Genomic DNA, 20,721 nt, shown 5'->3' with positions numbered 1-20,721 from the left:
CCTCCCACTCCGCTCCCCCGCCCCTGGCCCGGCTGCGCCGCCGCCTGACGGTCTCCGCCGCGGTGACGCCCCTGCTGCTGGCCGCCCTCACCGCCTGCGGCTACGGCTCAGCGGCCGACGACACCGACGACGGTTCCGCGCAGCCGGCCGCCGGCTCGGGCGAGGTGCTCTCCACCGAGGAGGTGTCGATCGGCTACTTCGCCAACATCACCCACGCGACCGCCGTGGTGGGCCTGGCCGACGACGGCCTCATCCGCCAGGAGCTCGGCGGCACGGCGGCGGCGACCCAGATCTTCAACGCCGGCCCCTCCGCCATCGAGGCGATCAACTCCGGCGACGTCGACCTCACCTTCGTCGGCCCCAACCCGGCGATCAACGGCTACGCCCAGTCGGGCGGCCAGAACCTGCGGATCGTCTCCGGCGCGGCGTCCGGCGGCGCCTCCCTCGTCGTCAACCCCGACGAGGTCTCCGGCCTCGACGACCTGGCGGGCAAGACCTTCGCCACCCCGCAGCTCGGCAACACCCAGGACGTGGCCCTGCTGAGCTACCTGGCGGAGCGGGGCCTGGAGGTCGACCCCGTGGACGGCTCCGGCGACGCCACGGTGCTGCGCATCCCCAACGCCGAGATCCCGGCGGCCTTCGAAAGCGGCGACATCGACGGCGCCTGGGTGCCGGAGCCGACCGCCGCCACCCTCCTCGACCGCGGCGCCGAGACGCTCCTGGACGAGGGCGAGCTGTGGGAGAACGGCCAGTACGTCGTCACCCACCTCGTCGCCTCGCAGTCCTTCCTGGAGGAGCACCCCGACGTCGTCGAGGCCGTGGTGCGCGGCGTGGTGCGGACCAACGCCTGGCTCAACGAGCACCCCGACGAGGCCAAGACGACGTTCAACGCGGAGATCGCGGCGCTGCCCGGCGGCAGCGAGCTGCCCGCCGAGGTGCTCGACCCCGCGTTCGAGCACGTCGAGTTCCTCAACGACCCGCTGGCCCCGACGCTCAAGGTCAGCGCCGAGCACACGGTTGAGTCCGGCCTGCTCGAAGCGGTGGACCTGACGGGCATCTACGACCTCTCCATCCTCAACACGGTCCTGAAGCAGGAGAACCTTCCCGAGATCACCAACGACGCCGGCCTCGGCGTTCAGTGACCCACGCACCCCCCCACGATCCAACGCGCGGGGATCAGCACCAGCACCAGCACCAGCACCACACCCAGGAGGTGACACCGATGGCCGTCACGCTCAAGTCCGACAAGAGCAAGACGAAAACCGACAAGACCGACTCGACGACTTTCGACGAGGCGACTCGGCCGCCGTACGCGGTCCGTCTCGACCACGTCTCCAAGTCCTTCGGCAGGCCCGGGGCCCAGCAACTCGTTCTCGACAACATCAGCCTGGACGTCGCGCCGGGCGAGTTCGTCACGCTGCTCGGGGCGTCGGGCTGCGGCAAGTCGACGCTGCTCAACCTGGTCGCCGGGCTCGACAGCCCCTCGGCCGGGTCCATATCGGTCCCCTACGGGCGGCCCTCCCTGATGTTCCAGGAGCACGCGCTCTTCCCGTGGCTGACGGCGGGCCAGAACATCGAACTGGCCCTGCGGCTGCGCGGGGTGCCGAAGAATCAGCGCCGCGGCGAGGCCGAACGGCTGCTGGACCTCGTGCGGCTGGGCGGCGCGTACGCCAAGCGGGTGCACGAGCTGTCGGGCGGCATGCGGCAGCGCGTGGCGCTGGCCAGGGCGCTCGCCCAGGCCAGCGAACTGCTGCTGATGGACGAGCCGTTCGCGGCCCTGGACGCCATCACCCGCGACGTGATGCACGAGGAGCTGAGCCGGATCTGGTCCGAGACCGGCGTCTCCGTCCTCTTCGTCACCCACAACGTGCGCGAGGCCGTGGTGCTGGCCGAGCGCATCGTGCTGCTCTCCTCGCGCCCCGGCCGGGTCGTCGAGGAGTGGGTGGTGCACATCAAGCAGCCGCGCCGCGTGGAGGACGCCGATGTCTCGGCGCTCTCCGTGGAGATCACTGAACGCCTCCGGGAGGAGATCCGCCGCCATGGCAAGCACTGACCCCCACACCTCGACGGTTTCGGTGAACGGATCGGGAGGAGCGATCGGCCCCGACGAGAACGAGAGAAACGCCTCCGACCTCGCCGGACTCGACGCGCTGGAGGTGCACGGCGAATCCGAGCGCGTCCCCGTCGGCCGCATCCTCACCACCAAGGTCCTGCCGCCGATCGTGGCGATCGCACTGGTCCTGACGGTCTGGCAGCTCGCCTACTGGGCGGAGGTCAAGCCGGAGTACGTGCTCCCCGCCCCGCTGGACGTGTGGGACACGATCCACGAGATGTGGCTGGAGGGCACGCTGCTCGAATACGTGTGGACCAGCGTCTCGCGCGGCATCCTCGGGTTCCTCATCGCCATCTGCATCGGCACCCCGCTGGGGCTGATCGTGGCGCGGGTGAAGCTGGTGCGCGCGGCCATCGGCCCGATTCTGACGGGCCTGCAGTCGCTGCCGTCCATCGCGTGGGTACCGGCCGCGATCCTGTGGTTCGGCCTCACCAACGGCACGATCTACGCCGTGGTGCTGCTGGGCGCGGTGCCCTCCATCGCCAACGGCATCGTCGCCGGCGTGGACCAGATCCCGCCGCTGTACCTGCGGGCTGGCCGGGTGCTGGGCGCCCGGGGGCTGACCAGCGTCCGGCACGTGCTGCTCCCGGCGGCGCTGCCGGGGTATCTGGCCGGGCTGAAGCAGGGCTGGGCGTTCTCCTGGCGCTCCCTGATGGCCGCCGAGCTGATCGTCAGCTCCCCGGCCCTGGGAACCGGGCTCGGCCAGCTGATGGAGAACTACCGCACGATGCAGAACATGTCCGGGGTGATCACCGCGATCTTCCTGATCCTGCTCGTGGGTGTCGCCGTCGACCTGCTGTTCTTCTCCCCGCTGGAACGCCGCATCCTGCGCAGCCGCGGCCTGCTGGCGCGGGCGGCGTAGGGCGGCGCGGGCCGGCGTACCGCGAGTGAGACCGGCGACGGGGGCCGGGCGGGCGGGACGGATGCCAGGGACGGACAATGGAGCGGTGATACCAGCGCCATCTCCGGCAACCCCGGCATCCGCCCCGGCGCCGGCCCCGGCGCCGGCGATGCTCATCGTCGCCCACGGCAGCCGCGACCCACGGCACGCTGCGACCGTGTCCGCGCTGGCGGCGCGGGTGCGGTCGCTGGCCCCCGTGCCGCGGGTCGCGGTGAGCTTTCTGGAGTTCAACGCCCCGCGCGTGCCGCAGGCACTCGTCCGGCTGCACGGGGCGGGCGAGCGGCAGGTCACGGCCGTGCCGCTGCTGCTGAGCCGGGCCTACCACGCCAAGACCGACATCCCGGCGGTGCTCGCGGGCATCCCGCCGCGGCTGCCGGGACTGTCGGTCCGGCAGGCCGAGGTGCTGGGCCCTGTCCGGGCGGACGCGCGGGACCAGCCCTGGCGCGGCCGGGACGGCGCGTGGGCGGACCCGCACGGGCCCGGCGCATCCGGGTCCGGCGCCGGGTCCGCCACGGAGTCCGCGACCGGGTCCGCCACGGCGGAGCTGCTGGCCGCGGCGCTGGAGCGGCGGCTGGCCGAGGCCGGGCTGCCGGTGCTGTCGGCGGCCGAGCGGCGCCGAACCGGCGTCGTGCTGGCCTCGGCGGGCACCTCGGACCCGGCGGCGATCGCCGTGATCGAGGCGTTCGCGCGCTGGTGGCGGCAGGCCGCGGGCTGGGCACGGGTGGTGCCGGCGTTCGCCTCAGCCGCGTTCCCCCGTACGCCGGATGCCGTCCGCGCCCTGTCTGCGGACGGCATCCGGCGCGTGGCCGTCGCCCCCTGTGTCATCGCCCCCGGGCGACTGCCGGACCGGATCGTCGCCGGCGCCCGCGAAGCGCACGCGGACGTGCTGGCCCCTGTGCTCGGCGACGCCCCGGAGCTCGCCCGGCTGCTGGTACGCCGCTACCGGGAGGCCGGTTCCTCGAACGCCGCCTCACGCCTGGCCGGTTGACCGGGTGGCCGGTCAACCGGCCTCAGGTCAACGCGAGGCGCGCGCCGGGACGTACTTGTAGCCGACGCGGCGGATGGTCACGATCCGCTCCCGGTAGGCCGCGCCCAGCTTTCGCCGCAGTCGTGCGATGTGCACGTCCACGGTGCGCTGGTCACCCACCGGGCCGTACCCCCAGATCGTGGCCACGAGTTGCTCGCGGGTGTAGACCCGGTGCGGGTGCCGCACCAGGTGCGCGAGCAGCTCGAACTCCAGGTACGTCAGCCGCAGCGAGGCGCCGTCGACCGTGACCGTGCGCTTGTCCAGGTCGATGTCGAGCCCCTTGTCGGGCACGGCCTCGGTCAGGTGCCGCCGCTCGCGCCGCTGTCCGGGCTGGTCGTCCTGGCCGCGCACGCCGGTCCCGGCGCCGGTCCCTGGGGCGGTGCCGACGAGGTCGGTCCCGGCGCCCGCCTGGCCCGCGTCCTCGTCACGCTCGCCGTGCCCGCGCCGATCCGCGAACGGCAGCGCCAGCAGGTCGTTGAGCTGGGTGCCCGCCGGAGCCAGGACCAGGTAGCCGACCAGCGGCACGCTGCCGTCCGGCCCCTCCAGTCCTTCCGTCGGGACCTCGACCTCCGGGGCCAGCGTCACGGTGACGTCCGGCAGCGCGGTGAGCCCCGGGATGTCCGACAGGGCCGACAGGGTGGTGAGCTGCTGCCGCATGGTCGTCTCCTTCCTCGGCGATGTGCTCACGCGGCGGCGGGCGAGTAGTGGGCCGCGTCGTCGCCCTTGACGACGCTGCTTCGCTCGCCGTCGATGCCGACGGGTACGTCCCCGGCGACGGTGACCCGGTGCAGCAGGCGCGGCAGGTCGCCGTAGTCGTCGGGGGCGTGGTGTTGGGTGATGCGGTTGTCGAAGACGACCAGGTCCCCCGGCGCCCAGGTCCAGCGCACGAAGTTCTCCGGCCGCGTCACGTACGACTGGAGGATGCGCAGGATGTCGCGGGACTCGTCGGAGGACAGGCCGATGATGCGCTGGGCGAAACCCCCTATGAACAGCCCGCGTTCGCCCGTCTCGGGGTGGACGCGGACGACGGGGTGCGCGGTGTGGTAGGCGCGGGAGTGGAACCGCCTGCGGTGCTCGGCGGCGCGCCGCGTCTTGGGCTCGGCGTAGTCGTGGAGGTTGGTGTGGACCGCCCAGAGCGTGTCGGCGAGCTGGCGCAGCGGGAACGGCAGGTCGCTGTAGGCGGCGGCGGCGTTGGCGATCAGGGTGTTGCCGCCGTAGGGCGGGACCACGATGCTGCGCAGCGTGGTGACCTTCGGTGGGGTGCGGACGAAGGTGACGTCGGTGTGCCAGTGGTTGGCGCGCACGCCCTCGTCTCCGTTGACGGCCAGCACGTGGGGCTGCCCGTCGGCGGACGGCACGATGGGGTGGGCCTTCGTCAACTCGCCGAAGAGGGAGGCGAACCGGAGCTGGGCCGCGTCGTCGAGGTGCTGGTTGCGGAAGAAGATCGCCTTGTGCTCCAGCAGCGCGGCGTTGATCTCCGCGATGACGGCGGTGTCGAGGTCCGCGGTGACGTCGACGCCGATGATCTCGGCCCCGATGCGCCCGCCGACCCGGCGGATGTCAAAGGCTGTGGTGGTCATGGTCTGGGGCTGCCTTTCTGTTCATCGTGCCAACGCCTCCCAACGCCCCGAGGGATGAAGCGAATGCGGGAGAGTCGGGGCGCCGGAGCTGGCACGGGATGTCACGGGACGAGCTGATGCCGGAAGCCGGATGGCTCGTGGGGCGCCGCGCGGGCGCCGGACCGATGGAGTTGAGCCGGGCGGGTCAGCGGCCCGTGGCACAGATCGCGCTGGCCTGCCGTCGGAGATCGACGTGCAGGCGCGCTACGAGAAAGTCAGCTTGACTCACGCTTTATGACGATGCCAGCGACGTCACACGGCCGTCAAGGTGTTACGGTGCGTCTCCTTCAGTGAAACCCATCACTTTGGTGGGAAAAGAAGGAAATCCAGCTCGGAGCGGCCGGATCAAGCCAGATTCACGCGGAGGAGCGGCCAGAAATGAGCGGGCCGACGGGCGGGCAGACGACCGGGCAGACGACCGCCGAGCGCCTGCCGTTCTTCGTCTGCGGGACGCTGCGCCCGGGCCAGCGTCACCACGGGTGGGCGCTGCGCGGCAGGATCGCGTCGGAGGAGCCGGCGCGACTGCCGGGCGCGGTGCTGTACGAGGGACCGGGCTATCCCTACGCCGTCGCCGCGCCGCCGGGCGAGGGCGTTCGGGGGGAGCTGGTGTATCCGGATCCGGCGCACTACGCGGAGGTGCTGGCCACGCTCGACCGGCTGGAGGGGTACCGGCCGGGCGCGCCCGGCAATCACCACGAGCGGGTCGCCGTGCGGGTCGTCCGCGCGGACGGCAGGGCGACGCGCGCGTGGACGTATCTGGCGGCGGATCCGCGGGCGGCGACGCTGCGGGCCTCCGGCACGCGCATCCCCGGCGGATCCTGGCCGGCGGCGGGGTAGCTCCCCCACCCCACCCCTTCCCAGACCGGGGCGCTGCCCCGGACCCCGGGGTGAGTGCGGGCCGTGGCCTGCCGCCCGGTGTGTGCCCACCCTCCGCCCGGGGCGGGGCGGGTCGGGCATGAGGGTCCGGGGCGGAGCCCCGGTCACTGCCCCAGCGCGCGGGCCTCCGCCTCCGGCGGGATGCCGACGGGCTCGCTCGGCTCGAAGCCGGGGTGCGCGCGCAGCCACGCCCATGTGTCGGCGACGGTCTCGCCGACCGGCCGGCACCGCAGCCCCGCCGCGAGCGCCTTCGACACATCCGACTGGTGCGCCGCGTCGTGGCCCTCCCCCGGCGGCGACCAGATCGGCGCCTCCGTCCACGGCTCGATGCCCGCCGCCAGCACCGCCTCCGGGTTCCTCCAGCACAGCTCGGCGTCCGACCCCGTCGCCTCGACGCAGGCGTCGAGCAGCCCGCCCATCGTCGTGTGCCCCGGCGGGCTCACCACGTCGTAGGGTCCGCCGAGCCCTCGCTCGGCGGCGTCCAGCAGCCAGTTCGCGAGATCCCGCACGTCGACGTACTGGAGCGGGAGTTCGCGCGGCCCCGGTGCCAGCACCCGGCCGCCGCGGGCGATGCGTTCCAGCCACCACGGCAGGCGGCCGACGTCCTCGCGCGGCCCGAGGATGAGCCCGCACCGCACCAGCAGCGCCCGCTCCCCGAACGCCGCCTCGGCCGCCAGCTCGCCGCCGCGCTTGTCCTCCGCGTAGTCGGTGTCCTCCGCGTCGGGCGAGGCCTCCACGAGGGGGCCGTCCTCCGTCAGCCCGGCCGGCATCGGCCAGACGTAGACCGAGCGGCTGGAGACGTAGACGTAACGCCCGGCCCGCCCGGCGAGCAGCCGCGCGGCGTCGCGCACCGCGCGCGGGGCCCCCGACCAGGCGTCGACGACCACGTCCCACGAGCCGTCCGCCAGCGCCGCGAGGCCACCCTCGGCGGTGCGGTCGCCGCGCAGGGCCGTGACGCCGGGCGGTGGCTGCGTGCTCCCACGGTTGAAGAGGGTGACCTCGTGTCCGCGTGCCCTGGCCTCGTCGACGACGGCGGGGCCGACGAACAGCGTGCCGCCAAGCATCAGAACCTTCATGGCGGCCAGCCTCCCCGCCCGCGGCGGGAAAGGGAAGCCGACGACGCTCGCAGCAGATTCGCCCACGGCAGAAACCGCGTAGGGGGGCACCTCTCAGGCCGCCAAGGGCCTGAGGGCGTACGCGGGCGAGCCCGACAACGCAGCGAGGTGCCATGGCCGGCCACGGGCCCGGCACGATGCGCCTGGACAGGCCCCGGCGTCCGGGACGCCGTCAACGCGCCGCTGACGCCGGGTGGACGTGGAGTCGGCCGGGCCGCGCTGGATCGCCGCCGGCCGCGGGGAACGAACCGAGGGGTCGGCGTTCTCCTGGGCGGTCACCGAGGGCGGCGAGGGCCGCGCCGCCCTCGGGTGCGTCGCGGTCTCGCGGATCAGCTGGGCGCGCAACACCGGAGGGTGGCCGCCGCCCGTGGCAGGAGCGTGGCCACGGCCTGCGTGCGCCCTGGGCCGCCTGGTGCTTCGCGGAGCTCGGTCTGCACCGGCTGGACCTCTGGCACCGTCACCGACAACCCCGCCTCCCGCCGGTCGCCACGGCGGCGGGCTTCGCCGCCCGCCTCGCCACCGACGAGCAGCCTCCAGGGAACCGGCGCTGGCCAGCGGCGCGTCGTGGCTGCCGTGGGTGACGCGCGTGGCTGGGTGCGGCGGCTGGGGACCGACCTCCGCCCGGCGCGGATCGCGGCCTTCCGGCGGCTGTGGCTCTCCGGCGCGGTGACGGCCGTCGGCGCCAGCTTCACGGCGCTCGCGGTGCCTCTTCAGATCTACGAGCTCACCGGCTCCTCGGCGTACGTCGGCCTCGCCGCCCTCGCGGCGCTCGGGCCGCTGGCGACCGCCGCGCTGTGGGGCGGGGCACTGGCGGACGCCGTGGACCGGCGGCGGCTGCTGCTGGCGACGAACGGCGGCATCGCGGCCGTGTGCCTGCTGCTGTGGGCGCAGGCCGCCACCGGCCTCGACTCGGTGTGGGCGCTGTTCGTGCTGCTCGGCCTCATGCAGGGCTGCCTGGGCGCCAACGCCGCCGCGCGCGGCTCGGTCGTGCCGCGCCTGGTGCCGACCGAGCTGCGCCCGGCGGCCAACTCCCTGGAGGCCACCGCCCGCTGGCTGGGCCCGGTGATCGGCCCGCTGATCGCGGGCGCCCTGCTGCCGCTGACCGGGGTCGCCGTACTGTACCTGCTGGACGCGCTGGCGCTGCTGGCCATGGTGTACGCCGTGTGGCGGCTGCCGCCGCTGCCGCCTTCGGATGGGCGCCGCCACGCCGGAGTCCGGCAGGTGGCCGAAGGCTTTCGCTACCTGACCGGTCACCGCGTGCTGCGGGTGGTCCTCCTCGCCGACCTGACCGCGATGGTCTTCGGCAACCCGGCCGCGCTCTTCCCGGAGGTCTCCCGGGAGACCTTCGGCGATCCGCCGGGCGGCGGCTTCGCGTTGGGCGTGCTGACCGCGGCGATGTCGCTCGGCGCGGTGCTGGCGGGGGCCGCGTCGGGGGCGTTCACGCGACTCACGCGGCACGGGGTGGTCATCACGGCGGCCGTGTGCGGCTGGGGCCTGGCCGTCGCCGCGTTCGGCGTGGCGCGTCATCTGTGGCTCGCGGCGGGGCTGCTGGTGCTGGGTGGCGTGGCGCTGATGCTGCTCAGCGTCTTCCGCACGACCGTGCTCCACGACTGCGCGCCGGAAGAGCTGCGGGGGCGGTTGGTCGGCTCGGTCTACGTCGTGTCGGCGGGCGGGCCGTGGCTGGCGCACCTCGCGCACGGCGTGGCGGGGGCGGCGTTCGGCCCCGCCTGGGCGATCGCGGGGGGCGGGGTGCTGACGGTGCTCGCCATGCTGGCGCTCGCGATGCTCCAGCCGGAGCTACTCCGCTATCGCTCCGATCCTGGCGGTGCCGGCGGCAGGGCCCGGAGTTCGGGGACGAACAGCACGGTGTCACCGGGCCAGTCAGCCCCGAAGTCCGTGGAGGAAGGGCGCCCGTCGCCGTCAGTCGCCCCATCGCGATCCAGAGGGCGGCCGCGGCCTCGGCGGCCTGAACGGTGAGGCAGCTGAGAGCTGTGGCGGCGAGGCGAAGCCAGGGTTCGGCGAGGGACCGGGGCGCGATATCGAGGAGGGGGCTCCTCCCGCTCCCGGTCTTCCGCCGTGTGCTCTCCCGCTGTGCGGTCCACGCGGGCACCGAAGACGTAGACGTTTCGGGCGCCGGTCGCCGCGAACGGTGACGGCGCCCCCACCTTCGTGATCAGCACGTGGGTGCGGTCGCAGAGCACGCGATGCGGTGCCGGTGAAGTCAGCGATCGATGTTGATGTAGTCGCTGCGGCCGGCCTCGGCCCACGCCTCCAGGACGTCGGGCTGCGTGGTCACGCGCGTGTCGCAGTTCTTGTAGGTGTTGAACTGCGCGACGGCCTTGATGTTGGGGTACCTCTCCAGCGCGGGCACCAGATCGCGGTACCACTGCGCTTGTGCCGACTCGTCCTCCGGGTCGGCGACGGTGCCGTACTCGGCCAGCATGACCGGCTTGTCCGCGAAGCCGTTCCGCTGGAGCCACACATACCAGCGGCTGAACGCCACGTCCGGCGAGCGCCATTCGTTGTTGCGGCAGACGTAGTAGTTGAACGGGTCGTAGCCGATCCAGTCGACGTACTCGTCGCCCGGGTAGAAGCTCGCCACCGTGTCCTGGTGCCCGATCCAGCCGACCTGGATCCAGGTCCAGATGGCGTTGTCGGCGCCCTCCTCCTGGAAGATCTCGTAGATGTGACGCCACGCCGCGACGTACTCCGGGCCGTCGCCCTGCTCGGGGGCGCGGGCGCCCTCGGCCTCGTGGTCGAAGGCGAGAAAGACCGGCTGGCCGAACTCCGCGATCCGCCGCGCCGCCGGGCGGATGACCGACTCGTCGTAGTCGCCGTTGGCGACGTCCGCCCATGGCACCCGGGTGGATTCCTCTCCGTCGGTGCCGTGGACGCGGGTGGTCCAGTTGATCAGGAGCGTGCGCTCGCCGTTCTGCGCGAGCTCCTTCTCGGCCGCGTCCGGGAAGACCCCTTGTGAGCCCTGGCCGGAGAAGTCGTGGTAGCGGTGGATGAAGTCGAACTTCCGCTGGATGTCCTCCTCGATGCCGGTCACCGTGGCGGGGAGGTCACCACCCTCGGGCTTGGTGTAGATGCCCCACAGCACACCGCAGTTGGGGACAAGGATCTCGTTCTGCGTGCACTCCTCCCTCGCCCCGGCGGCGTCGGTGGAGGCGCCGTTCGCGGTGGAGCCGCTGATCGTCAGCGGGCTCACGGCAACGGCGGCGAGCGCCGCCGCGACCAGGCTCAGGCTGCGGCGTCGGCGCGTCGAACGGCGCTTTTGGGCATGGTCGTTCATCAGGACTCCTCTCGGGGTAATGGTCAGTCCTGGCTCTCGTCGTCGTCGCCGGGGCCGCCGTCGATCAGGTCCTCGCCGGGGCCGCCGTGCAGCTCGTCGTCGCCGTCGTCGCCGTAGAGCCAGTCAACCCCGTCGTCACCGTGGATCGTGTCGGCGCCGCCCTCGCCGTAGACCAGGTCGTCGCCGCCCCCGGCGTGGATCTCGTCGTCTCCGCTGCCCCTGAAGGTGGCGTCCTCGCCGTAGATGACGTCGAAGCCGCCGGAGCTTTGGATCGTGTCGGACCCCGGGCCGCCCAGGATGGTGTCATAGCCGATGGTGCCGGTGATCGTGTCGTCGCCCTCGCCGCCGTAGAGGTTGTTGGCGCCGGAGAGGGTGTCGTTGCCCGGGCCGCCCAGGATGCCGGCGGTCTCGCCCTTCGTGGTCGACGCGGCGTCGAGCACGTCGTCGCCCGGCCCACCTTCCACGTGCGGCTTCCCTGGAGCCCGGGACTCGAGGGTGTCGTTCAGGTCGCCCAGCGTGACGTCGAGGTGTACGAGCTTCGGATCCGTGGTCTCCACGGTGCAGATCACCCGGGTGAGGTCGGCTTCGTCGGGGTGTACGCAGTTCTGGCCGGCCTCGATGGGGACGACATCGTCGATCACGAGCTCGGTGTCGTTCGCGCCGGCGGCGATGGTGACGTCGTTCTTCTCGCCGCTGCCCGCCTCGTAGATGACATCCGAGAGGACAGGGTTCTGCGAGCCTTCCGCGCCTTCCTCGACGTGGGCCCGCGCACCCTGCTGGGCCGACGCGGGCGGCGGCCACAGGGCGATGGTCGTGCCTGCCAAGCCGGCAACCCCGAGGGCGGCTAGGCGCATTCGCATGGGCGTCCTCTCCATTCGCTCCACGTCATTCGTTGCATGGGTGATCGCGCACCATACGCCGCACGCAGAGAGAGGTGACGGGCCAGCGGGGCCATGACTGGCTGGCTGCTGGTGGCGAAGCGGCCGGAGTTCATAGTTGCGGTGCACGGGGCGTGAGTCAATGACGCGGATCGCGCACATGACCTATGGCTGGAACTCAGCGCGATCGTCCGGGAACCAGTGCCGCATCAGGCAAGGTTTGCCCCTGTTGTGACGTGACGCTCCGTCCGGGGCCGTCGTGCACGCTGTGCGGCCATCAGGCTGGGTGGCAGAGGTGAGATCGACGATGACGAGGGCAGGCGACTGCTGGGGATCATCGCTGCACCGCCTGCGGACTTCGTCGTAGCCGACCCGCCACCGTCCTCACCGCCCCTCCGGCCGGCATGGCCGCGCTCCTCAACCACATACGCGCGGCGCACGTCGAACACTCCCCTCGTCAGCAGCAAGACGCCACATGGCTCTGCACCACATGTCTGCGCGAGAACGGGGTCATACCGACATCGATCTTGGGCGTTACGACGGCAGTTACGACAAGTGTCCGGCCGCGTGAAGCGCGTCGAAGACCATCTGATCCACGGCCGAGACACGGTTCCGCGCGGCATAGCCCAGCCAGGCCATTTCGGCGATCTCCCGCGCCGGAACCGGCGTCCCGCGATGGCGAGCCGTGTAGCAGATCATCCGGAAGTTGACGTCACCAGCAGGCCCGTTTCGCGTCTCATATGTTCCGAAGTGCACCATAGTGTCCTCATCGATGGCCACCTGGAGCTCCTCGTCGATCTCCCGCAACAGTGTCTCGGCATCGGACTCGCCCGGCTCCCGCTTGCCGCCCGGGAAGTAGAAGACATCATTCCCACGGTTGCGTGTCGCCAGCACATGCCCCTCCCGCACCAAGACCCACGCGACCTTCTCCGGGACACCGTCACGCTCCGCCACATCCACACCCTACCCGCGCCATCACACGCCGAGCCCTGAATGGGCGGTGGTTCGGGAAGGGGCGGGAAGGGGGACTACGCCGTCGGCTCCAGCGACCGAAGAGTTCGGCGGCCTCGTCGAGGTCGCTGGTCCACCCGACCCAACGGGGCGTGATCAAGGTGAATCCCGTGCGTACGATGCGGCGGGCGACGGCGCGGCTGAGGATCTTGCGGTCGGCATCCGTGGCGGCTTCTTAGGCTCTGCTGCGCCAGCGTGGCAGCACGAGGGCGAGATCGCCGTTCGTTTCCCGGGCGAGGAGGGATGTGGGGCGGTAGCGGGGAAGTTGTGCGGCGAGATCGGGGCCGAGTAGTGGGGTGCAGAGACAGGCGATGAAGAAGCCTCCGTCGTGACGTTCTCGGTCGCTGAGCAGCATGTTTGCGCTGGACAGCAGAATGCCGACGCCGTCGACTGGGAGAACGCGCGGTTGAGTGCCGCTTCAATCGTCGTGGCGTCGGCGTGGTCGGATATCGCGGTGGTGCCTCGCTTCCGGCGCGGCCTACGCCGTCAGCTCCAGCAGCCGCGTCACCGTGCGCCAGTTGCGGGCCGTCGCCGTGAAGTCCTTGCCCGGGGTGGACAGCGCCTGGCCGAGCTTGCTGCGGCCCATGCCGCCCGGGAAGTACGCGAAGATCTCGTGCTCGCCCAGGCGGAACTCGTCCGGGGCGAAGCGGGCCGGGTCCGCCCGGCAGACGGGGTGCCTGTCCGGCGGGACGTCGAGGAAGACGACCAGCAGGCGCGCGGGGTCGAGCTCCGCGGCCGGGAAGGGGCAGCGCGCGGCGACCGCGCGCAGCTCGGCGCGGCTGAGCACCAGGCAGCCGATGTCGAAGCCGAACCGCTCGGCTATCGCCCGCTCCAGCTCCGCCGCCAGCTCCGCCTCCGGTCTGGGCGGGGCGGTGAAGACCGCGTTCCCGCTCTGGAGGTATGTGCGCACGTCGCCGTGGCCGAGCTCCGTGAGGAGCGCCCGCAGCTCGGCCATCGGGACCTTGTTGTGCCCCCCGACGTTGACGCCGCGCAGCAGCGCGGCGTAGGCCGTCTGGTCAGTCATGGCGCCACCCTACGGCGCCCCACTGACAATCCTCAGGAGTCCCAGCGGCACCGCGAGCCGCTCACGACACCGGGCGGGAGTGCTTCCACGCCCACTCGAACTCCTCCCGGTAGGTCTCGAACAGGCTCAGCTCGCCGTCGGCCGCCGCGTCCTGCAGCAGCTCCCGCCCGGCCCGCCGCAGCACCAGCGCCGGCGTTTCCATGCCCCGGCTGCGCCGCAGGTACGACTGGACCACCGCCACCCCGTCCGGGCCGTCGCCGTCCACGAAGTAGGCGGAGAAGCGCGGGGTGTCGTCGAAGACGTGGATCTCGAACGCCTCCGGGTCGCGCACCCGGCTGCGCACCCGGCGCACGTGGAGGATGTTCGTCTCCACCGAGCGGGCCAGCTCGCCCCGCTTGAGGCCGAGTTCCCGCTCCCGCCGCCGCATCGCGCCGCTGGCCGGGTTGAGGAACAGCAGCCGGACCCGGCACCCCGACTCCGCCAGCCGCACCAGGCGCCGCCCCGGGTAGTTCTGCACCAGCAGCCCGAGACCGATCCCGACCGCGTCCAGCCGCCGCGCGCCGGCGAACAGCTCCTCGGCGGGAAGCTGGCGTTGCAGCCGCACCCGGTCCGGGTGGACTCCGGCCACGTCCGTGAACCTGTCCCCCACCAGGTTCTCGACGGCGTCCGCTGGAAGCCGCCCGGCCGACGGTGGGGCGCCGGAGTCCAGCAGCCGCAGCAGCCGGGCGCAGGCGCGCTCGGCCTGCTCCAGCACCGCGCGGCTCAGGCCCCGGTTGCGGCTGACCGCGCTGCGCGCCACCTCCAGCTCGTCCAGCGTCAGCTCCAGCTCGCGGCGATTGTCGAAATACGGCGCGAAGCACGGCCAGTGCTGCACCATGAGTTCACGAAGCTGCGGAAGCGTCAGAAAGGCGAGCACCGTGTCGTCGGCCGGATCGAGCACATGCCCCTTGCGGCGGCTCACCTCGCGCAGCGCCGCGGCCCGCTGCACCCACTCCTGGCCGGTGGGACCGGCCGCCGCCGTCTCCCACTCCGGGCCGTGCACCGGCTCGTACACCGGCCGCAGCACCGCGCCCACCACCGAGCGCAGCCGCTGCTCGACCAGGTTCAGCCACACGTACGCCCGGCCCGCCCGCTCCACGCGGGTGCGCACCTCGGCCCAGTCCTCGGCGCTCCACTCCAGGTCCGCGCCGATCTCCACCGGGCGCGGCACGGGCACCGCCCCGGTCGTGGCCTCGGCGGTCTCACCCCCGTTTCCCGGGGGCAGTTCAAGCCCCGAAGCGCTCACCGCCCGCACCGCCTTCCACCCCGGTTTCCACCCCTGTCATGGATCAAGGAAGCCTACTGCGGTACGGCCGCGCCGCGCAGCTCACGGCAAGATCAACTCCGGCAGGCAGGAGCCCGCCCGCCGCGCTTGCCCGCCGGGCCGTCCGGGCAGAGGGTGTGCATGACGCGCATGACGCCCCGACCGGGCCTCGCGCCCACCGCCACCTACCGGGTGCAGCTGCAGCCCGACTTCCCGTTCGCCGCGGCCGAGGAGATCGTGCCCTACGCCGCCTCGCTGGGCGTGACGCACCTTCACCTCTCGCCGGTGCTCGAGGCCGTGCCCGGCTCCGCGCACGGGTACGACGTCACCGACCACGACCGGGTGCGGGAGGAGCTGGGCGGGGAGGAGGGCCTGCGCCGCCTCGCCGGGACCGCCCGCGCCCACGGCCTCGGCCTGGTGGCCGACATCGTGCCCAACCACATGGCGCTGCCCGCCAGGACCGAGCTGAACCGGCCGCTGTGGCACGTGCTGCGGGACGGCCCCGGCTCGGCGTACGCCCGCTGGTTCGACATCGACTGGGAGGCGGGCGGCGGGCGGCTGCTGCTGCCGGTGCTGGGCGCGCCGCTCGGCCAGGAGCTGAGCGCCCTCGCGGTGGCCGACGGCGCCCTGCGCTACGGCGAGCACCGCCTCCCGCTGCGCGAGGGCACCGAGCACCTGCCGATGCCGGAGCTGGTCGAGGCCCAGCACTACCGGCTGGCCTGGTGGCGGCTGGCCCGCACCGAGCTGAACTACCGGCGCTTCTTCGCCATCTCCGAGCTGATCGGCCTGCGGGTGGAGGACCCGGCCGTGTTCGAGGCCACGCACGCCACCGTGCTGCGGCTGGTCGGCGAGGGCGTCATCGACGGCCTGCGCGTGGACCACCCCGACGGCCTGGCCGACCCGCGCGGCTACCTGCGGCGGCTGCGCGAGCGCGTCGAGGAGCAACGCGGCGGCGCGGGCGGTGGGGCGGACGGCGGCGCCTGGATCGTGGCGGAGAAGATCCTCGGCCCCGGCGAGCAGCTCCCCGCCGACTGGCCCGTCGCGGGCACCACCGGCTACGACGCGATGCGCCACGTCGACGGCGTCCTCGCCGACCCCGAGGGCTGCGACGAACTCACCGAGGCCTACCGGGCGTTCACCGGCGCGCCCCCCGACCACGGCGGCGATTGGGCGGCGACCGTGCGCCGCGCCGCGTACCGGGTGATCGACCACGAGCTGGCCGCGGAGTGCGAACGCCTGGTCCGCGCCGCCGAGCGGGTCTGCCGCGACGACGCCGAGCTGCGGCTGCGCGACCACGCGCCCTGGGCGCTGCGCAACGCCCTGGTCGAGCTGCTGGTGCGGCTGCCGGTCTACCGGCCCTACGTTCCCGAGGGCGGCCCGGCCTCGGCCGTCGACCAGGCGATGCTGGCCACCGCCGCCGAGGGGGCGCGCGCGGCGTTCGGCGTGCCCGGCGAGGCCGAGGCGGTCGAGACGGTGCGCGGGCTGGTCCTGGGGCAGTACGGCGAGGGCCCGGGGCTGACGGAGGTCCGGGTGCGCTTCGCGCAGGTGTCCGCCGCGCTGCGGGCCAAGGCGGTCGAGGACACCGCCTGCTACCGCTACACGCCGCTGCTGTCGGCCGCCGAGGTGGGCGGCGACCCGGGCGCGCCCGTGCTGGCGCCCGAGGCGTTCCACGCCTACTGCGCCCGGATCCAGCGCGACTGGCCGCTGACCGGGACGGTGCTGACGACGCACGACACCAAGCGCAGCGGGGACGTGCGGGCGGCGCTCGCGGCGCTGAGCGAGGACCCGCGCGGCTGGGGCGAGCTGGTGGCGCGGCTGACGGAGGAGACGGCGCGGGCGGGCGTGCGCGCGCCGGACCCGCACCTGGCGTGGACGGCGTGGCAGACGGCGTTCGCCGTGGGCTTCCCGGACCAGGAGCGGCTGCTGGCGGCGATGCTGAAGTCGGTGCGGGAGGCCGGGCTGCACACGAGCTGGACCGAGCGGGACGCGGCGTACGAGGCGGCCGTCGAGCGCTTCGTGCTGGCCGGGCCGTGCGGGCCTTCGCTGTACACGCTGGCGGTGTTCGCCCGCGCGCTGGACCCGCAGGTGCGGGCGAACACCCTCGGCGCCGCGCTGCTGCACCTGACGATGCCCGGCGTGCCGGACGTGTACCGGGGCAGCGAGCGGCAGTACCTGGCGCTGGTGGACCCCGACAACCGCAGGCTGCCGCAGCTCCCGGTCCAGCGGCTGGCCGCGATGGACGCGGCCGCCGGGGCGGGCGAGCCGGTGGTGAGCTGGGACCTGAGCGACGAGAAGCTGCGGGTCACGGCGGCGGCGCTGCGGCTGCGCCGGGACCATCCGGGATGGTTCGGGGCGGACGCCGGGTACCAGCCGGTGTACGCCGAGGGGCCGGCGGCGGCGCACTGCCTGGCGTTCGGGCGCGCGGAGCGGGTGATCACGGCGGTCACCCGGCTGTCGCGGCGGCTTGCCGCGGGCGGCGGCTGGGACGGCACGCACCTCCCGCTGCCGGCCGGCCGCTGGCGCGACCTGCTCACCGGGCGGGCGGTGACGGGCAAGGCCAGGCTGTCCGAACTGTTCGCCGAGAACCCCGTGGCGCTGCTCGTCCTCGACGAGGCGAACTGACGCCTCCTCACAGGCTGGGGTTGTCACAAGTCTTTACAGGAGAGTTGCCCGGGCGCTACGGTCCGGGGAGTGGGAGCGCTCCCATTGCGCTTCCACCGAGCTACCCCTGGTTCCCCCCACCCTCATCACGGCGAAAGGGACGCAACGCGATGAGTGACCGAGCAAGGCTCCGTGCGCGAGCGAAGCGGCTGGGGCTGTTGACGGCCCTGGCCACCCTTCCCGCGATGGCCGGCGTGATGTTCACGGCCGGCAGCGCGTCGGCGCACGGTGCCCCGCTCGTCCCTGGCAGCCGCACCTACCTGTGCTACGCCCACAGCCTGGATGAGACCGGGGCCCTGAACCCCACCAACCCCGCCTGCAAGGCTGCGATGGAGACCAGCGGCGCGAACGGCTTCTACAACTGGTTCGCCGTGCTGCGCTCCGACGGCGGCGGGCGCACCGAGGGTTTCGTCCCCGACGGCGAGCTGTGCAGCGGCGGCGCCACCGTCTACGACTTCTCCGGCTTCGACCTGCCGCGCGAGGACTGGCCCGTCACCCACCTCACGGCGGGCGAGACGTACGAGGTCCAGTACAACAACTGGGCCCACCACCCCGGCTCCATCCGGATGTACATCACCAACGACAGCTACGACCCGACGCAGCCGCTGACGTGGGACAACCTGGAGGACGTGCCCTTCGACGAGGCGACCGACCCGCCGGCCGAGGGCGGCCCGGGCACCGACGAGGGCCACTACTACTGGGACGCCACCATGCCGTCCGACGTGAGCGGCCGCCACATCATCTACATGGTGTGGGAGCGCTCCGACAGCGAGGAGACGTTCTACAGCTGCTCCGACGTCGTCTTCGACGGCGGCGACGGCGAGGTCACCGTCCCGGGCCAGGGCACGCTGACCGCCGACGAGTTGGCCGACGCGGCGGCGGCCGTCGAGGAGAACACGCCCGCCGTCGACCACGCCACCGACCACGCCACCTCCGCCGACCACGCCACCGCCGCCGAGCACGCCGCCCACGCGGGCCCGGCGGCCCCGACGGCGTCGACCGCAGTCTTCGACGCCGTCCGCACGGCGCTGCCGGGCTGGCTCCGCTAGCCCGGCAGCGCCCCACCCCGGAAACTCCGGCCTGCCGCCCCACCTCCCAGCCCCCGCTTGGGCGGCAGGCCGGCTTCCGTGGTCCTTCCCGCTTCCGCGCCCCCACCTCGCAAGGCCCGTGGCTAGCGCTAGCGGTAGAGCTCCTGGCTCGGCGCCGCCAGGCGGAACGCCATCGCGCCGAAGCTGACGTGGTCCCCCGGGCGCACCCGGACGCTGTCGGTGACGCGGAGGCCGTTCACCCACGTGCCGTTGGAGGAGCCGAGGTCGCGCAGCGTCCAGCCGGTGCCGGTGCCGCGCAGGGTCGCGTGCTGCCGGGAGACGCTGGCGTGGTTGAGGCGCAGGCCGGATCCGGAGGCGCGGCCGATGGAGAGCGGCAGCGGGCCGGGGGCGGGCAGCAGGAGCTGCGGCAGGCGCTCCGACTGCCAGGCGCGGCGCATGCGTTCGTTGAACGCCGACAGGCGGGTGACGGTCGCCAGGAACCAGCCGCCGGTGCGCTGCGGGGCCGGCTCCTGGTAGGGCAGGTCGCGGATCGCGTCGTTCAGCTCCGGGAGCCGCACCGCCGCCAGGATCAGCTCCATGCGGCGGACGAAGGTGTCCTGCGAGACCCGGCCGTCCACCAGGCCCTGCCGGAGCACCGCGAGCGCGCGCTCCCGCTCCGCGTCCGATACGCGCGGTGCGTGGGAGCCGTACTCGACCGAGGTCATGCGGAAATTGTCCGCGACCACGACCATCTCTGTCCAGGTGCCCGGGGATTGAGCTACCCTGTGCGCACGCCCGCCGAGTCGAGGAAGGAGGCGCAGCCATGTCACCCAACACCACGCCGCGCTTCCGTCGCCCCTCCTCCGGGCGTTCACCGGGCTGACCGGAAGCGCGTGACGCCTTCCGGAAGGACCCCAACACCGTGACCGATCTGGTCATCCGTGCGCTCGCCGAGGGCGAGGCACACGCACTCTTTCACTCCCTGCCCGACCCCGACCCCCGGCCCGCGCTCGTCGGCCGGGCGCTGCTCGACCCGCCGCACAACACGTACGCGACCATCGCCGCCGGCGGCGAGTACCGGCCCGAGTGGACCTGGGTCGCGCTGCGCGACGGCGGGGTGGTGGCCCGCGCCGCGTTCTGGGCGGGGCAGACGGACGACAGGCCTCTGGTGCTCGACTGGTTCGACTTCACCGACCGGGCCGCCGCGGTCGAGCTGCTGCGCCGCGTGCCGCCCGAGCTGCGCGCGGAGTACGAGCTGGTGCTGCCGCCCGGCTGGCGTGAGGACCCGGACGCGGCGGCGGGGGCCCGGGCCCGCATCGACGCGGCGGCCGAGGCGGGCTACCGGCCGCTGGTCGAGCGCTACCGCTACGTCTGGACGCCGGGCCACGGGCTGCCGGAGCGGCCCGGGCGCCTGGAGTTCCGGCCCGAGCCGGACGACGAGGTGATCCTGGACGTGCTGCGCCGGGTGCACAGCACGACGCTGGACGCCCACGCCCAGCGCGCCATCGCGAAGGGCGGCGTGGAGTTGGCCGCCCAGGAGGAGCTGGACTTCTTCCGCTGGTGCCCCTCGCCGCGAGAGTGGTGGCGGCTGGCGTACACCCCCGGCGGCGAGCTGGCCGGCATCCAGGTCCCGGCGTTCAACCAGAGCACCCCGATCGTCGGCTTCATCGGCGTCGTGCCCGAGCAGCGCGGCCACGGCTACGGCTACGACCTGCTGGCGGAGTGCACCCACACGCTCGCGGCCGAGGGCGCCGAGAAGGTGGTGGCCGCCACCGACGTGGGCAACGCCCCGATGGCGGCGGGGTTCGCCCGCGCCGGCTACCCGGTGGTCCAGCACCGCTTCTGCATGTCACCGCCGGCCGCCTGACCG

General features: G+C 73.2%; 19 protein-coding genes. 9 read left to right on the top strand and 10 right to left on the bottom strand.

The features are described 5' to 3' along the window. The first annotated feature begins 23 nt into the window (after positions 1–23). The 4 genes from ACTWQH_RS24015 to ACTWQH_RS24000 all read left to right on the top strand — a co-directional run bounded on the left by ACTWQH_RS24015 (position 24) and on the right by ACTWQH_RS24000 (position 4,002). Entirely contained in the window at positions 24–1,142 is a 1,119-nt protein-coding gene (locus ACTWQH_RS24015; RefSeq protein WP_443288807.1) for an ABC transporter substrate-binding protein, read from the top strand. Positions 1,143–1,222: 80 nt separating this feature from the next. After that, entirely contained in the window at positions 1,223–2,053 is an 831-nt protein-coding gene (locus ACTWQH_RS24010) for an ABC transporter ATP-binding protein (RefSeq protein WP_443288794.1), read from the top strand. Continuing rightward, positions 2,040–2,975, top strand: coding sequence for an ABC transporter permease (locus ACTWQH_RS24005; protein WP_443288793.1), 936 nt, complete (start codon positions 2,040–2,042; stop codon positions 2,973–2,975). Before ACTWQH_RS24010 ends, ACTWQH_RS24005 begins: the two co-directional genes overlap by 14 nt. A 148-nt stretch (positions 2,976–3,123) precedes the next feature. Beyond that, on the top strand, positions 3,124–4,002 hold the full coding sequence (locus tag ACTWQH_RS24000) for a sirohydrochlorin chelatase (protein WP_443288792.1): 879 nt from the start codon (positions 3,124–3,126) through the stop codon (positions 4,000–4,002). Positions 4,003–4,029: 27 nt separating this feature from the next. Here the strand turns inward: ACTWQH_RS24000 and ACTWQH_RS23995 are convergent, their stop codons facing one another. The 3 genes from ACTWQH_RS23995 to ACTWQH_RS23985 all read right to left on the bottom strand — a co-directional run bounded on the left by ACTWQH_RS23995 (position 4,030) and on the right by ACTWQH_RS23985 (position 5,889). Continuing rightward, positions 4,030–4,698, bottom strand: a complete 669-nt coding sequence (locus tag ACTWQH_RS23995) for a winged helix-turn-helix domain-containing protein (RefSeq protein WP_443288791.1) — start codon at positions 4,696–4,698, stop codon at positions 4,030–4,032. Positions 4,699–4,724: 26 nt separating this feature from the next. Continuing rightward, positions 4,725–5,621: a TauD/TfdA dioxygenase family protein gene (locus tag ACTWQH_RS23990; protein ID WP_443288790.1), complete on the bottom strand. Its 897-nt coding sequence runs from the start codon at positions 5,619–5,621 to the stop codon at positions 4,725–4,727. Between the two features lie 184 nt (positions 5,622–5,805). Further along, on the bottom strand, positions 5,806–5,889 hold the full coding sequence (locus ACTWQH_RS23985) for a putative leader peptide (protein ID WP_443288806.1): 84 nt from the start codon (positions 5,887–5,889) through the stop codon (positions 5,806–5,808). A 149-nt stretch (positions 5,890–6,038) separates the two neighbouring features. Here ACTWQH_RS23985 and ACTWQH_RS23980 point away from each other — a divergent pair, with 149 nt between their 5' ends. Further along, complete coding sequence (locus ACTWQH_RS23980; RefSeq protein ID WP_443288789.1) at positions 6,039–6,497, top strand: gamma-glutamylcyclotransferase family protein; 459 nt, start codon at positions 6,039–6,041, stop codon at positions 6,495–6,497. Positions 6,498–6,640: 143 nt separating this feature from the next. On the opposite strand, the gene ACTWQH_RS23975 is transcribed toward ACTWQH_RS23980, so the two are convergent. Beyond that, positions 6,641–7,612: an NAD-dependent epimerase/dehydratase family protein gene (locus ACTWQH_RS23975; protein ID WP_443288788.1), complete on the bottom strand. Its 972-nt coding sequence runs from the start codon at positions 7,610–7,612 to the stop codon at positions 6,641–6,643. 612 nt (positions 7,613–8,224) lie between these two features. Here ACTWQH_RS23975 and ACTWQH_RS23970 point away from each other — a divergent pair. Next, positions 8,225–9,628, top strand: a complete 1,404-nt coding sequence (locus ACTWQH_RS23970) for an MFS transporter (protein ID WP_443288787.1) — start codon at positions 8,225–8,227, stop codon at positions 9,626–9,628. 244 nt (positions 9,629–9,872) lie between these two features. Here ACTWQH_RS23970 and ACTWQH_RS23965 read toward each other — a convergent pair whose 3' ends face one another. From ACTWQH_RS23965 to ACTWQH_RS23945, 5 genes are all read right to left on the bottom strand, one after another. Further along, entirely contained in the window at positions 9,873–10,946 is a 1,074-nt protein-coding gene (locus ACTWQH_RS23965; RefSeq protein WP_443288786.1) for a glycoside hydrolase family 26 protein, read from the bottom strand. Between the two features lie 23 nt (positions 10,947–10,969). Then, the gene (locus ACTWQH_RS23960; protein WP_443288785.1) at positions 10,970–11,770 is read right to left on the bottom strand and encodes a calcium-binding protein; all 801 of its coding nucleotides are present in this window, start codon (positions 11,768–11,770) and stop codon (positions 10,970–10,972) included. Between the two features lie 600 nt (positions 11,771–12,370). After that, positions 12,371–12,778, bottom strand: a complete 408-nt coding sequence (locus ACTWQH_RS23955; RefSeq protein WP_443288784.1) for an NUDIX hydrolase — start codon at positions 12,776–12,778, stop codon at positions 12,371–12,373. 535 nt (positions 12,779–13,313) lie between these two features. Further along, positions 13,314–13,859 carry a DUF1697 domain-containing protein gene (locus tag ACTWQH_RS23950; RefSeq protein ID WP_443288783.1) on the bottom strand — a complete coding sequence of 182 codons (546 nt, stop codon included), beginning with the start codon at positions 13,857–13,859 and terminating at the stop codon, positions 13,314–13,316. Between the two features lie 61 nt (positions 13,860–13,920). Continuing rightward, positions 13,921–15,144: an SAV2148 family HEPN domain-containing protein gene (locus ACTWQH_RS23945; RefSeq protein WP_443288782.1), complete on the bottom strand. Its 1,224-nt coding sequence runs from the start codon at positions 15,142–15,144 to the stop codon at positions 13,921–13,923. Between the two features lie 159 nt (positions 15,145–15,303). Between ACTWQH_RS23945 and treY the strand changes: the two genes are divergently transcribed. Together treY and ACTWQH_RS23935 are read left to right on the top strand one after the other, a co-directional pair. Further along, the gene (treY, locus tag ACTWQH_RS23940; protein WP_443288781.1) at positions 15,304–17,784 is read left to right on the top strand and encodes a malto-oligosyltrehalose synthase; all 2,481 of its coding nucleotides are present in this window, start codon (positions 15,304–15,306) and stop codon (positions 17,782–17,784) included. Positions 17,785–17,933: 149 nt separating this feature from the next. Continuing rightward, positions 17,934–18,872: a lytic polysaccharide monooxygenase auxiliary activity family 9 protein gene (locus ACTWQH_RS23935; RefSeq protein WP_443288780.1), complete on the top strand. Its 939-nt coding sequence runs from the start codon at positions 17,934–17,936 to the stop codon at positions 18,870–18,872. Between the two features lie 128 nt (positions 18,873–19,000). Here ACTWQH_RS23935 and ACTWQH_RS23930 read toward each other — a convergent pair whose 3' ends face one another. Continuing rightward, entirely contained in the window at positions 19,001–19,576 is a 576-nt protein-coding gene (locus ACTWQH_RS23930) for an FHA domain-containing protein (protein WP_443288779.1), read from the bottom strand. Positions 19,577–19,773: 197 nt separating this feature from the next. Between ACTWQH_RS23930 and ACTWQH_RS23925 the strand changes: the two genes are divergently transcribed. Further along, positions 19,774–20,718 (top strand): GNAT family N-acetyltransferase, encoded by a 945-nt coding sequence (locus ACTWQH_RS23925; protein ID WP_443288778.1) that lies wholly within the window; start codon positions 19,774–19,776, stop codon positions 20,716–20,718. Positions 20,719–20,721 lie beyond the last annotated feature (3 nt).

The organism is Streptomyces sp. 6N223 (assembly GCF_052246635.1).
Taxonomy (GTDB): Bacteria; Actinomycetota; Actinomycetes; order Streptomycetales; family Streptomycetaceae; genus Streptomyces.
Note: the sequence above shows the minus strand (reverse complement) of the source record. Positions and strands in the feature narration are given on the sequence as shown.